Source organism: Brachyspira pilosicoli (assembly GCF_019402445.1).
Lineage (GTDB): Bacteria > Spirochaetota > Brachyspiria > Brachyspirales > Brachyspiraceae > Brachyspira > Brachyspira pilosicoli_B.
On record NZ_SRZM01000119.1, the window covers coordinates 1 to 14,775 of the forward strand.

Annotated in this window: 12 protein-coding genes; 5 read left to right on the forward strand and 7 right to left on the reverse strand. The window is 27.6% G+C overall.

What is annotated here, in order from left to right:
• Positions 1 to 186 precede the first annotated feature (186 nt).
• A complete protein-coding gene (locus E6A48_RS04690) occupies positions 187 to 903 on the forward strand; it encodes a gamma-glutamyl-gamma-aminobutyrate hydrolase family protein (RefSeq protein ID WP_219708886.1) in 717 nt (238 codons plus the stop codon).
• A 78-nt stretch (positions 904 to 981) separates the two neighbouring features.
• Positions 982 to 2,586 (forward strand): peptide ABC transporter substrate-binding protein, encoded by a 1,605-nt coding sequence (locus tag E6A48_RS04695; RefSeq protein WP_219708887.1) that lies wholly within the window; start codon positions 982 to 984, stop codon positions 2,584 to 2,586.
• On the opposite strand, the gene E6A48_RS04700 is transcribed toward E6A48_RS04695, so the two are convergent.
• The 4 genes from E6A48_RS04700 to E6A48_RS04715 all read right to left on the reverse strand — a co-directional run bounded on the left by E6A48_RS04700 (position 2,583) and on the right by E6A48_RS04715 (position 5,578).
• Complete coding sequence (locus E6A48_RS04700) at positions 2,583 to 3,089, reverse strand: DUF2147 domain-containing protein (protein WP_219708888.1); 507 nt, start codon at positions 3,087 to 3,089, stop codon at positions 2,583 to 2,585. The two genes, E6A48_RS04695 and E6A48_RS04700, sit on opposite strands and share 4 nt — an antisense overlap.
• Before the next feature lie 30 nt (positions 3,090 to 3,119).
• Positions 3,120 to 3,857 (reverse strand): hypothetical protein, encoded by a 738-nt coding sequence (locus E6A48_RS04705; protein WP_219708889.1) that lies wholly within the window; start codon positions 3,855 to 3,857, stop codon positions 3,120 to 3,122.
• A 138-nt stretch (positions 3,858 to 3,995) separates the two neighbouring features.
• The gene (locus E6A48_RS04710) at positions 3,996 to 5,252 is read right to left on the reverse strand and encodes a tetratricopeptide repeat protein (protein ID WP_219708890.1); all 1,257 of its coding nucleotides are present in this window, start codon (positions 5,250 to 5,252) and stop codon (positions 3,996 to 3,998) included.
• 23 nt (positions 5,253 to 5,275) lie between these two features.
• Positions 5,276 to 5,578: a hypothetical protein gene (locus E6A48_RS04715; protein WP_013243167.1), complete on the reverse strand. Its 303-nt coding sequence runs from the start codon at positions 5,576 to 5,578 to the stop codon at positions 5,276 to 5,278.
• 266 nt (positions 5,579 to 5,844) lie between these two features.
• Here E6A48_RS04715 and E6A48_RS04720 point away from each other — a divergent pair, with 266 nt between their 5' ends.
• From E6A48_RS04720 to E6A48_RS04730, 3 genes are all read left to right on the forward strand, one after another.
• Positions 5,845 to 8,862: a DEAD/DEAH box helicase gene (locus E6A48_RS04720; protein WP_219708891.1), complete on the forward strand. Its 3,018-nt coding sequence runs from the start codon at positions 5,845 to 5,847 to the stop codon at positions 8,860 to 8,862.
• Positions 8,863 to 8,968: 106 nt separating this feature from the next.
• Positions 8,969 to 9,409 carry a Panacea domain-containing protein gene (locus tag E6A48_RS04725; RefSeq protein WP_219708892.1) on the forward strand — a complete coding sequence of 147 codons (441 nt, stop codon included), beginning with the start codon at positions 8,969 to 8,971 and terminating at the stop codon, positions 9,407 to 9,409.
• A 3-nt stretch (positions 9,410 to 9,412) separates the two neighbouring features.
• Positions 9,413 to 9,790: a hypothetical protein gene (locus E6A48_RS04730; protein ID WP_219708893.1), complete on the forward strand. Its 378-nt coding sequence runs from the start codon at positions 9,413 to 9,415 to the stop codon at positions 9,788 to 9,790.
• A 128-nt stretch (positions 9,791 to 9,918) separates the two neighbouring features.
• Here the strand turns inward: E6A48_RS04730 and E6A48_RS04735 are convergent, their stop codons facing one another.
• The 3 genes from E6A48_RS04735 to glgP all read right to left on the reverse strand — a co-directional run bounded on the left by E6A48_RS04735 (position 9,919) and on the right by glgP (position 14,583).
• The gene (locus tag E6A48_RS04735; protein ID WP_219708894.1) at positions 9,919 to 11,040 is read right to left on the reverse strand and encodes a hypothetical protein; all 1,122 of its coding nucleotides are present in this window, start codon (positions 11,038 to 11,040) and stop codon (positions 9,919 to 9,921) included.
• Positions 11,041 to 11,078: 38 nt separating this feature from the next.
• The gene (locus E6A48_RS04740; protein ID WP_219708895.1) at positions 11,079 to 11,777 is read right to left on the reverse strand and encodes a DUF554 domain-containing protein; all 699 of its coding nucleotides are present in this window, start codon (positions 11,775 to 11,777) and stop codon (positions 11,079 to 11,081) included.
• Between the two features lie 241 nt (positions 11,778 to 12,018).
• Positions 12,019 to 14,583 carry an alpha-glucan family phosphorylase gene (gene glgP, locus E6A48_RS04745; protein ID WP_219708896.1) on the reverse strand — a complete coding sequence of 855 codons (2,565 nt, stop codon included), beginning with the start codon at positions 14,581 to 14,583 and terminating at the stop codon, positions 12,019 to 12,021.
• Positions 14,584 to 14,775 lie beyond the last annotated feature (192 nt).

The following is a 14,775-nucleotide window of genomic DNA, read 5'->3' on the forward strand; positions in this document are numbered from 1 at the left end:
AAAAAAATTATTATTAGTCAAGTTATTGTATATAGAAAGATAAATTTCAATATTATATGTATAATAATACGAAAGAATTAAGCATATTAATATACCAATAATATAAATATTTATATTAAATTATACAATATATTTAAGTTTGACAAATATAATAATTCGAATATAATATAAAAAACGGTTTTGAGTATGAATAATATTATAGCAATATCTGGAAATATATTAAACGATAATGGAACTAAAAAATCATTTGCAAACGACTCTTATATACAATCAGTTGTAAGAGCAAATGGAATACCTGTTATAATACCAATAATAAAAGATAAAGACATTATAAAAAAAACGCTAGAAAATGTTTCTGGTGTTATTATGACAGGCGGAGTTGATATTCACCCATTCTATTTTAATCAAGAGCCTCATCCTAAAATCGGAACTATATCAAAAGAAAGAGATGAGTTTGATTTTACACTACTCGATTATGCATTCAAAATGAAAAAACCTATTTTAGGAATATGCAGAGGTATACAGCTTATTAATGTTTATTTTGGCGGAGATTTGATTCAAGATATAGAATCTCAAACCAAAAGCAATATACTGCATTCTCAAACTGCTCCAACGGATGTTGCAACACACAAAATAAAAATAGATAAAACTTCTATTCTTTATGACTTATTGGGAGAAGAAAGTGAAGTTAATAGTTTTCATCATCAGGCAATAGGAAAAGTAGCTAAAGATTTTAATATCGCAGCAAAGGCTAATGATGGTATCATAGAAGCTATAGAATACAAAGACAAAAATCATTTTATATTAGCTCTTCAATGGCACCCAGAATTAATGTCTGAAAATGATATAAAAATGCAAAACATATTTAATAAATTTGTTTTTATTTGTGAAAATAATAAATAAAATAGTATATTTTAATCATATAGTTATCTTTTTTTTCGATATATGTAAATATAATAATTTTTATTTTTTGGATTTTTTATGAAAATAAATAGATTTTTGAATATATTAATTATCTTGGCATCAATTTTATTATTATCCTGCCACAAAGAGCCAAAAAAAATATTAAATGAAATAACAGTATCAGTTGGAGGCAAACCAAATACAATGGACCCTTCAAAAACTTCTTCTATTAGCTCTATGATATATATAAACCATCTATTTGAAAACCTTACCATAAAAGATGAAAACGGAAATATAATACCAGGCTCAGCAGAAAAATGGATATCATCAAACAACAACACTATATATATTTTTTATATAAGAACAAATGCTAAATGGGCTGATGGATTAGATTTGAAAGCTGATGATTTTGTATATGCATGGAGAAGAATTGTTGATCCTAAAACACAGTCGCCTCTTGCTGTATATTTAGAGAATATAAAAAATGCTCATGAAATAATAAATGGAAATATGGATAAAGAACAATTAGGTGTAAAGGCATTAGATAATGATACTTTATATGTTGAATTGGAATATCCTCTTCCATATTTTGATGAATTAGTGTGTCATAGTGCTTATACTCCATTGAGAGAGGATATAGTAAGTAAAAATGAAAATAATTGGTCTTTGAATGTTGATACTATGATTGGCAATGGTGCTTTTCAGATTGTGAGGCTAGATGATTATAGACTTGTTATAAGGAAAAATACAGATTATTGGAATTATACAAATATAAAAGCAGATATAATTAATTTTGAATTTATTAATGACCCTAATGAGGCTCTAAGCTTAATAGAAAAAGATGAATTATATTTTTATAATAATATACCTATAGAAAAAAAAGATGAATTATTTGAAAAAAATATAGCAAAAAATACAGCAAAAACTTCATTATATTTTTATGAAATAAATAATAGAGTAAATCCGCTTTCAAATGCTATGGTAAGAAAAGCAATATCATTAGCAATAGACAGAAACTTTATAATAACAAATATAGTAAAATCTGATGATATAGTAGCATCAGCCATAGTGCCTTATAATATAAAATATGATAATAAAGATTTTAGAGCAGAAGATACAAACAACTATTTATCTGATGAAAATTATAGCAACAATATAGAGCTAGCTAAAGACTTATTAAAAGAAACAGGATATGAAAACTCAGATGATTTTCCTGTAATAGAATTATTAACTGATGATGGTGTTCATTTAGAAATAGCTAATGCAATAAAAAAGATGCTTAAAGAAAACCTAAATATAGATACTATAGTTATTTCAAAACCATATAATGAGTTTATAAGAACCAGGAGAAGAGGTAATTTTGATATAGCAAGACGCAGCTGGGCTGGAGGCTATAATCACCCTATGTCATTTTTATCATTACTACAAAAAGATTATGTACTAAACGAGGGAAAATATTATAACCCTTTATATGATGAGAATATAAGAAATTATTTAACAACTCAAGATATACAATATTTGCATTCAGCAGAAAAAATTGCTATAGAAGATACAGCTATTATACCTATATTTTATTATAATAGCATAGTTATGCAAAACCCAAAACTTATTAATGTTACATGTGATAATTTTGGTGTATACAATTTTAAGAATGCTGAGATTATTGAAGATACAGATAATTAATTTACAGGTTTGCCTTCTACTGTTCTTAAACTGCTAATAGGTATATCATTATATTTTTTTGCTTCTTCTTCGGATAGTCTTGTCCATTTTACACTAGCACCAACTACTCCGCCTTTATCTAATGAAGCTTTTAGAGATAATGATTTTTTATCATCAGACAAAGTAATTTTAGCGTAATATGAGCTTCCTTGGTCTGTATGATATATTCTTCCAGTTTGCCATTCACCATTTTTAAACTCTATATCATAAATAAATGTAAGTCCTCTAAGGTCTTTATCTCTAAGAGTTTTATCTGGGTTATGAATATCAAGAGTAGTTTTAACATCATCTTGAAAATCAATCGCATAGGCATAAAGTTTATTATTAATTACTATTATTTTAGCAACTTTCATTCTTCCTTTAGGTTTATCAGGCATAAGCCAAAAACCTTCAATATCTTTAGCATTATTTGCTGCACATAAATAAGAAGAAAATATAATAATTAATAATATAATCTTTTTCATTAGTTTATCCAAATTATTAATGATTTTTTATTATCTAATAAACTTATTAAAATCTAGAGTATAAGAAATATAAGCACCTATACCAAAATAATATCCGCTAGCAAGCTGTTCAACATAAGGACTAAAATTGATAGATAAACTAGCATCACTATTAAGTACCAAATAAACACCAAGCCCAAGATGATTTAAGCCCAACATAGCTTTATTATAAAAGTCATAAGCTAAATGATATTCAAGATATATACCAGCAAGCGAAAAACCAAATAAAGAACCAGGATAAACCCCAATAGCAGTTTTAAGCCTTATATAATTAACAACACCTCTCGGGTCATCAAAAAACATAGGCACTTCCAAATTGGCGTACATTGTTAAAAAGTCGCCTAACCCTATTAAATAGTGTATCTGAGGATTTAATCCAAATTTCTGTTTTGAAGAACCAGGGAATAATACCTCAACTGCCCCTATAAATCCATTAAAAAATTGAAACCTAGGCATTATAGAAAATTGAGGCTCTCCTTCAACACCAACACCCACTTCTGGAATATAAGTAAGAGGAAGTACTCTTGCAAATATATCAAAATTTTTTAATATACCAAAATTAAGCATAATAGGACTTGATAAAGTATATTTTTTATTTCCTATTCTCATATTATCTAAATACAAAGTGCCACCCAAACGAAGTGCACCTGTCATTCCAGTGTACATATTATATGGAAATGAATATGCTAAAGAAGATATTAGTATAAAGAGTATAACAATTTTTTTCATAAACACTCTTAAATAAATATATTATTTTCTTATAAAATATAATACATTCTATAAAAAATATCAATAAAAAATATACAAAAAAAGCCAAATAAGAATTACTTCTTAAATGGCTTTTTTATATATATAAAGATTATTTATTTATTTTATATTAACAGCATTTCTTGATAAGAAGTTTTTTCTATCATTAGCATATTTTGTTTTTGAAGTGTTAGGGTATTCGCTTAAATATTGATTATATGTTAAATAAGCTTTATTAAAATCTCTTACATTATTGTTGCCTGTTTCATAAATCTCTGCAAGAAGAAGCATTGCATCTGCTCTTTTAGAGAATTTCTCTTTTGAAGCCAATGATTTCTCTAGCATATTTAATCCGTCAGAAATTTTACCCATTTGCTTTAGACTATCAGCAATTTCATATACAGCATTTCCATAAGAATAAGTATTAGGATATTTAGCTATAACATCATTAAAATATTTCATAGCTTCTTGATTATTATTTTCAGTTTTTCTCACAACACCCATTGAGTATAAAGCAGCCGCCTTTTGATTGTTGTTAGCAGTTTTTAACTCAGAAGCCTTTTTATATGTATCAAAAGCATTAGTATAATCTTTTTTCAAATTATAAATATCGCCTACTCTAAAATAACTATAAACTGCATATTTTGAATCTGGATATTGAGAGATTACATTATTATAAGAGCTTATAGCATTATCATAATCTTTCATATTTTTAAGCTCTTCTGCTGATTTAAATAATAAAGCAACTTCAGAATTATCTTCTTTTGGTGTTGTTTTAGTTACTGTTTGTTGCTGTTGTGTAGCATTATTAGCATTTGTTGCTGTTGCGTTTGTAGCTGCTGTATTATTTGTTGTGTTTGTATCAGTTGTATTTGTAACTGTTTCGTTTGTATCCATTATCATATCGTTTGTAGTAGGTGCTTCATTGGTAGTCTCAGCATCAAACATTGTAGAATTAGTGTCTGTTATAGCATCTCCGTTAGTTACATTGATTGTATATATATATCTTTTTATTATATTTTCTTCTGTATCTACTTGGAAATTAAGTTTTGCTATGCCTGGTGTTAATGTAGTGAAAGTAAGAAATGCATTAGTTTTATCTCTAGTAAATCTTACAAAATCCAAATTTGTAGAATAACTTGTAATACGAATATATCTGTCAAAATTAGTAGCATTCAATTTAATAGAAAATAAAGTATTAGCCGCCAAATCTATTGATTTAAGTAAATCTTTTTCTAAAGGCTCTCCCTTAGCAGAGACAGGCATTTCATTAGTTACCACTTTATCGTCTGGCTGTACTGTTATTGTTTCTTGAGCAAATAATAGCCCTGTGAACATAATACAAGAAAATACACATGCAAATATCTTTAAACGCATATTTTTCTTCCTCCTAAAAGTTATTATTTATTTTTTCGGCTTTCCACATAATTCCTTGAGCGTTCTAATTCCTCAAAACTCAAATTATTTTTTGTTGAAAGCATCTCCCCTTCTATAATCTTTTTATCATCATTTTTTATAATATCATTAGAAATCATAGCATTTTCTTCTTCTGGCGTTAAAGGAACTATATCAGGCTTTTTATTTACTCCTATAATAACACCTATTAATATAATAAATACAAACCAAGAAGATAATATTATAATAAATAACTTCCTTTTCTCTGCATAAAAATACTTTATTTTATCAATAATTTTTTTAAGCATTAGTTTATCCAAATAAATATTATGTTAATTAAAATTATAAAATGAAAAATAAATTTTGCAATCATAATTTTTTATTAATCATAACTTTTATATATAATTACTATAACATATATTATTTAATTTTGTAAATTATGAGAATAATAAGAGTAAATAATAAAATATCATAAAACTTGACTTTTTTTATAATTCTATTATGATGAATAGTCAATATTTTAATGTATATAAAAATAGTATTTAGGCTATATTTAAAGGATAAAATCTAAAAAATGGCAGAAAAATTAAAAAAGAAAGATATTAAAGAAAATAACGAAAAATCTGATACCCTTTTAGATTATAGCAACAATGAGGAAGATAATACTAATTTTAACATAAAAGATGTAAAAATAATAAACGATGAAAGGCAAAACTGGCTCTACTACACGCGTGCACCTCTAATGGATAATTATAGAGATAATTTATATAGAGAATATTTCAGTATATCAGTATTATTGTCATTACGCGGTGAAGGAAATGAAAAGAGTTTAGGGCTTTCACTTAAACTTATAGACATAGAGAAAAAAAAGCAATTAAGAATCGTAGAGCTTGAGAGTTTTTTATTTTCTTGCGTTACAGGCGATAAACAAAAAATAGAAGATGAAGAATATAGAATAGAATTAGAGGATTTTGGCAGAGGAGAAGCTAAACTAATAAGGTTTTTAAACAACTTATATGCTGATGCTTTACAAAATCAAGAAAACGGCAAATTGTGGTTCAAAGATTATAATGCTTATCAATGTTTAACGATGCTTAAAGAAGTAGCCAATATTAGATTAGAAAGCAAGGTTATAACATTCAGTGATGAAGTATTAAATATTATTATAGAAACATACTACAATGAAAACAAAGATTTAATATTGGATATAAATATAAAAGATGTAGAGCTTAACAAGGTTTATACATTTGGAGAGAATTGCGATTATATACTCTACAAAGATATTTTTTATGAAACTAATCCATCATACCCAAAGATAAAAAAACACATATTTAAAAAGCCTATAACTGTTAATAGAGCATATATTAAAGATTTTTGTTCAAGGGTGCTTCCAAACTTAAAAAAAGATTTCCATATAGAACTTCCTGAAAACATAAAAGAAAATGAAATATTAGCATTCCCTGCACAGGCATTATTATTCTTGGACTATGATGGAAGCAATGTATTTTCTACTATAAAATTCAAATATGGTTCTTTTACGGTTGATCCTTATACTAATAAATTTACAAGCAGCAATATGTTTGATAATGAGGTAAATGAAATATATAGAGATAAAGAAAAAGAGGAATATTTTTGTAATACTTTATCTAAATATTTGGATAAGGTTGGAGATTATACTTTTGCTTCATCAGATGATGAGAAGATATTTTATTTATGCTATAAAATTTTACCTATGCTTCAGGATAAAGGCTGGACTTGTTTTTACAGTGAATCTTTCAAATCTCTTAAACTAAATGTAAAACCTCTTAAAATGAAAGTATCACTCACTAAAGACATTAACTTCTTTGAGATTAATTTTTCATTTGAAGGAGTTAAAGAGATACATGATTTATCAGATATTATAAAAGCGGTAAAAGTAGAAAACAAAGAATATATAAGGCTTCAAAATGGTTCATTTGTGCCAATAGATTTAGAGGTTATTGATTATATAGCTAAAATGCTTAAAGATAACCCTATAGAAAATGATGAAGATAATAGATACTTACTTCCAATGTTTAGTGCTCCATACTTTGCTGATATGCTTGAAAAACATAGCGGTATAGAATTAGATTTAGATGATAGTGCAATAGAAACAATATCAAATATAAAAAGAGTTGATTATGATGAAGAGCCTCCAAAAAACATAGTAGGAGAGTTTAGAAATTATCAGCTTATAGGATATAAATGGCTTAGAAAACTTGCAGATATGTCATTAAACGGCATACTTGCAGATGATATGGGTCTTGGAAAAAGTTTTCAGACTATAGCAACAATATTAAAAGAAAAAGAAAACGGAGAGAAACTCACTTCTTTAATAATAGCACCAACTTCATGCGTTGCCAACTGGTATTATGAAATAAAAAAGTTTGCTCCATCTCTTGAAGCAATAGTTTTAACAGGAAGCTTAAAATCAAGAATGAAAAAGATTAGGGCTGTGAGCAATTATGATGTAGCTATAATATCCTACTCTACTTTAAGAAGAGATGTAAAAGCACTTAGCGAAAATGAGTTTAATTATGTGATACTAGATGAAGCACAGCATATAAAAAACGCCAATACACAAAATGCAAAAACAGTAAAAAGCCTAAAATCATTAAAAAGACTCGCATTAAGCGGTACGCCTATAGAAAACAGCATAAGTGAAATGTGGTCTATGTTTGATTTTTTAATGCCGGGTTTTTTGGGCAAACATAAAGACTTTATTGAAGATTATGAAGCTCCTATTTTATCAGGCTTAGAAACTTCAAATGAGGCTTTAGATAATCTTAAAACAAGAATAGCACCTTTTATATTAAGAAGACTTAAAACAGATGTACTTAAAGATTTGCCTCCAAAACACACAGTTGTAAATTACTGCGATTTAACTAAAGACCAAAAAGAGCTTTATATGTCAATACTTGAAGCTGCAAGAATAGAGATATTTGAAACGGTAAAAAGAAAAGGTTTTGCTCAATCTCATATAGAAATATTTTCAGCTCTCACAAGGCTAAGACAAGTTTGCTGCCATCCAAGACTAATGCATCAAGATTTAAGAGGAGAGAGTCATACAAGCGGTAAGTTTAATATGTTTATAGAGATGATTAGAGAGGCTATATCAGGCGGGCATAGCGTATTAGTATTTAGCTCTTTTACAAGAATGCTTAATATTATGAGAGATGCGTTTAACAAGCTCAATATAAATTATCTTTATTTAGACGGCACCACAAAAAACAGAATGGATTTAGTGCATAGATTTAATGCAGGAGAAGCTCCTATATTTTTACTTAGCCTAAAAGCAGCAGGCACAGGACTAACCCTCACACAGGCAGACACAGTTATACATTATGATTTATGGTGGAATCCTGCAGTTGAAGACCAGGCCACAGACAGAGCATATAGAATAGGTCAAAAAAGAGTGGTAACTAATTATAAACTAGTAACAAGAGGCACAATAGAAGAGAAGATTTTAGAGCTTCAAAACAAAAAAAGAGTGCTTATAGATACAGTAGTAGGCGATTCAATGGGTGATATTAATAAACTAAGCTGGGACGAAGTGAAGAATCTTATTAATTAGAATTTTATTTTTATTATAATGCTAATAATATTAGTTTTATGATTGATTATTATTAATTATTGTATTATATTTAATATATTAAAAATAATTTTTAATGGAGTGTTGTATGTGCAAAGCATTAGATTTAGCTGAATATATAATAGGTTTAATACCTGTAGATAATTTAAAATTACAAAAGTTATTGTATTATTGTCAAGGTATTCATTTAGCTAGAAAAGACACTACTATTTTTGATGATGAAATAGAAGCATTACAATATGGACCTGTTGTAATTAATGTTTATAATGAATATAAAAGTCATGGGCTTGATATTATATGTCTTGATAACATTAATGATAAAAATACTTGCATATCTAAAGAAGATGAAAGAGAAACTATTGATATGGTTCTTGAACATTATGGCGATTTAAGCGGTTTAGAATTGGTTACTAAAACACATTCAGAAACTCCTTGGAAAACAGCATATAATAATAACTATGATAATATAATTACTATAGATTCTATGAAAGATTATTTTAAAAAGACAATAGAATTCGATAATGAATAAACCATGAAAGAAAAGAATAAAAATAATATAAAAATCAAAGAAAAACTAAAAACTCCAAAAATTGTTGAAAAAATAGATTATAAATATATTTGTTTACAACATTGTAATATTGATGATAAAATAAAAGGTAGAGAAAAGGATATCTTAAAAACTTTAAAAGATTTTTCATCTAATGAAAAATTACAATCAAGAAATATTCACCCTCTTAATAAAGATGATAAATTAAAACATTATTTTCAAATATTAAAAATGTATGAATCTGATAAACTATATAGTGTAGATATTGAAGGAAGAAATTCAAAATTTAGAATGCTTTTTTGTAAATCTAAAATAGATAGAGTATATAAAATATTATCATTATGTACAGATGAAACCCATTAAATATAATAAGTTATAGTTACAATATTATATATACTATATTTTAATATATTTTTTTTATAATTGGAAAATTAAAATAATTCTAAGAAATAAAGAATTATTAGATAATATTTATTATTATAAAATAAATATTATCCATTATTAAACTTCTTTATCTTCTCTATCCAAGATTTATATTCTTCGTCTGTAATATCGTCTAATATATTAACATATGGGTTTAACTTCTGATGAAGCTTTGTAAAATAACTATTATCCCACTTTATAGGCTTAGTCCACATGCCTTCACTGTCCATTATAATAATAGGAGTGCCTTCAATTTGCGGTATATCCTCTGGAGAAATATCGCTATGCAAAATATTATCCAAATCAAGCTCTCCATTATCATCTTCTATTTTGTACGAACCGTCACTTTGTAAAGCATATATTGTATAGTATTGCTGATGAGCTGTTGTTTCAATAATCTCTTGAGAATATTCTTCACCTCTTGCCACTTTATAAACCAAGTCATTATACTCAAAATTGTCTATTCCATATCTCTTTAATAACTTTTTATTGTAAATCTCATTTTCAAGAAGCGTAATTAAATGAAAGCAATTATTAGTGTCAGCAGTTTCAATAAAAAATCCTCTCTCAACTTTTGGAGAAAGTACAAGTATTTTTGTTTTTAATGAAGCATCAATTCCAACATGTAAATATCTCATACTAGGAATATAAGTTTCTATATACTCTATATATTCAGTAGGCTCTAAACTTCTAAAATACTCACGGAGATTAAGATTGCCGCATGTTAAAGTCATAATTGCAGGTATCATAGTATCAATGCCAGTAAAAGCAGCAAGTGCCTCATAATCTATTCTATACATTATATCAATATCTAAATTCTCTATATCATCAGTTGTTAAATCATCTTCATCTATGTTGTATGCTAAGGCAGCGTCATTTATATATTTGCAGGCATAATAAATATTTTTGTAAAATAAATCTATTATTCTTTTGCCAATCTCTTCATCAATATTATCATCATGATAAAATGAATGTGCAATAAAATTAGAAACACTAAAAGATTTTAATATATCCATATCATTAAGTGAAAGAGAAAGCTCTTTACATATTTTAGGCATATCATCAGAATGCTCTAATTCTTTTAATTTTAAAAACTTTTCATTTTTTTTAATTAATTTTGTATCTTGAACTTCATCTATATTTGACTTTTCTTTAGCATATTCCAAATAATCTTTTAAAATAGTATTCATAAATAATCCTAGTAAAAAATGGTAATATTTTAATTATATCATAAAAAAGAAATATATGGTATAACTAACACCAAAAAAATAGCATAAATCAAAGCAGGCAAAAAATCCCCAGTTTTAATTTTTGTGATATTTAAAAGATTAAGCCCTATCATCATAACAGTAGCACCTCCAACAGCAGAAACCTCATTAAGCATAGTTTGAGAAACATAAGGCTCTAAAAAAGAAGAAAGCAAAGTTAAAGCTCCCTGATAAACAAATATACTAATCACAGAAAAAGCAACCCCTATACCATAAACTGTTGTCATAAATATAGCAACAAAACCGTCTATCACACTCTTAGTAAATATTAAATCATAATTGCCGTTAGTACCCGCCTGAAAAGAACCTACTATCGCCATAGAACCAGAACAAAAAAGTATTGATGATGTTAAAAAACCTAAACTAAAATTCCCCACATTATCTTTAAATGAAAAAGTCTTTTTTATAATTTTACCAAAAGATTCAATTTTCTCTTCTATAGAAAGCATAGTACCCGTAAGCCCTCCAAGCATAATAGATATAGCAAATATAAGTATATGCTCAGTAATAATAGCCATAGAAATACCTATAGTTAAAGATATAATACCTGCAGAAATAAATACAACTCTCTCATATTTTTTTGATAAATTATTTTTAAATATTATTCCAACAATAGAACCAATAAAAACAGTAATCATATTAACAAATACAGCCAACATATTTTTATCCTCATAAAAAATAATAAATTAATATACACTAATAAATTCATAAGTTTCTTAAAAAATTGTACTTTTGCAAATCATACTAAATATTCAAAAAGTTTTCGTTACAATAAAAATCTAATATAAGTTTTCAAAAAAATACAGATTTAACAAAATACAATTCTTTAGCATATACAAATAAAAAAGGGCTCAACTTAATATTTAAGTTAAACCCTTTGATATCTAAATCAAAATAATATTAGCTCCAAATAATAAGCTTCATATCAAATTTGTAACTCAAATCTTTATTGTATGGGTACATTCTTATAGCAAAACCGCTCTGTCCGCTATTGTTACATACTAAAGCTCCGCTAAATGAATGTCTTCCATTACCTAAATCAGCAGAATGTTTCATTTCAATTATAGAAGGCTCTATAATCTCTTCTTTCATGCTTAATTTACCATAATAAAGCTCAACTCTCACAGAATCAGGTGCTATATCTCCAAGATTTACTATAGTTTTTATTTCAAATTTGCTTCCAACTTTTAAATTTCTTGAAGGCATTTCAGAAATAGTATTTTCAAAAGAAACCTTAGACCATTTATCATATATATTTTGTTTCCATTCTTTTAATGCTTTAGGCTTTTCAAAGTCATTTTTAATCATATGCAAATATCTTTTGCTTGCTTTATTATAGAACTTATTATAATAATCAGCAACCATTCTATTTGTAGAGAACACAGGACAAACAGTTTGCATACTCCATTTCATAGCAGCAACCCATTCACGAGGTATATCATCTCTTCCTCTGTTATTATAATAAAGAGGAATAATCTCATTTTCTAATACATTATATATAGCTTTACTTTCAACATCATCTTGATACTCTAAATCTGAATACTGCTCTCTATTACCAATAGCCCAACCATTTTGAGCATCATAAGCCTCGTCCCACCAACCATCTAATACGCTGAAATTCAAACCACCATTAGGCGGAACTTTCATGCCACTTGTACCGCTAGCTTCTAATGGTCTTCTTGGGTTATTAAGCCATACATCAACCCCCTGAACCATATATCTTGCTACATTAATATCATAATCCTCTAAAAATACTATATGGTCTCTAAAATCTTCTCTTCTACAGATTTCAGATATCTCTCTAATAAGCTCTTTACCGCCATTGTCATGAGGATGTGCCTTACCAGCAAATATTATCTGTACTGGTTTATCTTTATTGCTCAATATCTTCTTTAATCTATCTAAATCTCTAAATAATAAAGTTCCTCTTTTATATGTAGCAAATCTCCTCGCAAAACCAATAGTTAAAGCATCAGGCGATAATATTTGGTCAGCATGCTCTATTTCATTTTTTGTAAAGCCTCTATTTGTAATTTGAGATTTTAATCTAGTTCTGCAGAAATCAATTAATCTCTCTTTTCTTCTCTCATGAGTTTTCCAAAGTTCAGCATCAGGTATTCTTTGTACTCTTTCCCAAACCTCATGCTCTAAAGGCTTAGTTCTCCAACGAGGACCTAAATATCTATCTAATAAGTTTTGCATATCAAAAGAAATCCAGCTTAATGTATGAATACCATTAGTAATAGCATCAATAGGAAGCTCATCTTCTGGAACTCCTTTCCATATATCTTTCCACATAGCTCTTGAAACATGACCATGAAGCAAGCTTACGCCGTTATTTTCAGCAGACAAATTAAGTGCTAAAACTGTCATACAGAAATTTTCTTTATTGTCATCAGGGTTAATTCTTCCAAGTCTTAAAAACTCATCCATAGACATGCCAATATGTTTAACATATTCGCTAAAATATTTCTGTACCATATCCATAGGAAATACATCGTTACCAGCAGGTACAGGTGTATGTGTTGTAAATACGTTAGAACTATAAACAACCTCTCTTGCAGCATTCTTATCAAGATGATTGTTTTCCATAAGCTGTCTCATTCTCTCTAAAGAAAGAAAAGCACTATGTCCTTCATTCATATGATAAATAGTAGGTTTAATGCCAAGTTTGTTTAATGCTTTAATACCTCCAATACCAAGAAGTATCTCTTGCTGTATTCTAGTCTCTAAATTACCGCCATAAAGTTGAGCTGTAATATCTCTGTCTTCTACACTATTTTCTTCTATATTAGCATCCAAATAATAAAGCTCTATTCTTCCAACATTAGCCTTCCAAATTTGAGCATAAACTTTTCTTCCAGGCAAATCAACGTCAACTTTCATTGTTTCGCCGTTTTTATCTAATACTTTTTCTAATGCCAAATTGAAGAAGTCATTTTCTATATCATATTCCTGCTGCCAACCATCAGCATTTAAATATTGTCTAAAATAACCTTTTCTATATAAAAGTCCAACAGCAACAAAAGGCAAACCTAAATCACTAGCAGACTTCAAATGGTCTCCAGATAATATTCCTAAACCACCAGAGTAATTTGGCAAAGATTCATGCAAGCCATATTCAAAAGAAAAATATGCAATCTTTTCATTTTTAGTTTTTTGAGAATCATCTAAATTATCATACCAAGTTTCTTGATTCATATATGTCTTAAACTCATCATAAACTTCAGCTAAGTTCATCATAGCCGCATCATCATGAAGCATAGTATCGAAACATTCTTGTGAAGATTCTCCTAAAAGTCTTATAGGATTATGGTCTTTTTTATCCCAGTTATCAATATCTATGTTCCTCAACAAATTAATTGCTTTCTGATTCCAACACCACCAAAAGTTTTTAGTTATCTCCATCAATGGCTCTAATTCTTTTGGTACGGAAGGTGAAACCATGTATTTACTTACTTTCATAAATATACCGCCCTTTAAAATTTAGATGTTTTAATTTTATAGTATTTTATAATAAAATCAATGTTTTTTACACATTACAAAATAATTATTATAATAAACTATATTTTATATTATCGCATTAATATGAAAAAACAAAAAATATTTTTTTTAATAACTAAAAATTATATAATAATTTCTCATTGACTTTTATGC

Coding starts and splice junctions, on each gene's coding strand:
- E6A48_RS04725 (WP_219708892.1), top strand. CDS start 8,969: ATGTGCAAAGCATTAGATTTAGCTGAATATATAATAGGTTTAATACCT.
- E6A48_RS04715 (WP_013243167.1), bottom strand. CDS start 5,578: ATGCTTAAAAAAATTATTGATAAAATAAAGTATTTTTATGCAGAGAAA.
- E6A48_RS04700 (WP_219708888.1), bottom strand. CDS start 3,089: ATGAAAAAGATTATATTATTAATTATTATATTTTCTTCTTATTTATGT.
- E6A48_RS04695 (WP_219708887.1), top strand. CDS start 982: ATGAAAATAAATAGATTTTTGAATATATTAATTATCTTGGCATCAATT.
- E6A48_RS04740 (WP_219708895.1), bottom strand. CDS start 11,777: ATGTTGGCTGTATTTGTTAATATGATTACTGTTTTTATTGGTTCTATT.
- E6A48_RS04720 (WP_219708891.1), top strand. CDS start 5,845: ATGGCAGAAAAATTAAAAAAGAAAGATATTAAAGAAAATAACGAAAAA.
- E6A48_RS04730 (WP_219708893.1), top strand. CDS start 9,413: ATGAAAGAAAAGAATAAAAATAATATAAAAATCAAAGAAAAACTAAAA.
- E6A48_RS04705 (WP_219708889.1), bottom strand. CDS start 3,857: ATGAAAAAAATTGTTATACTCTTTATACTAATATCTTCTTTAGCATAT.
- glgP (WP_219708896.1), bottom strand. CDS start 14,583: ATGAAAGTAAGTAAATACATGGTTTCACCTTCCGTACCAAAAGAATTA.
- E6A48_RS04690 (WP_219708886.1), top strand. CDS start 187: ATGAATAATATTATAGCAATATCTGGAAATATATTAAACGATAATGGA.
- E6A48_RS04710 (WP_219708890.1), bottom strand. CDS start 5,252: ATGCGTTTAAAGATATTTGCATGTGTATTTTCTTGTATTATGTTCACA.
- E6A48_RS04735 (WP_219708894.1), bottom strand. CDS start 11,040: ATGAATACTATTTTAAAAGATTATTTGGAATATGCTAAAGAAAAGTCA.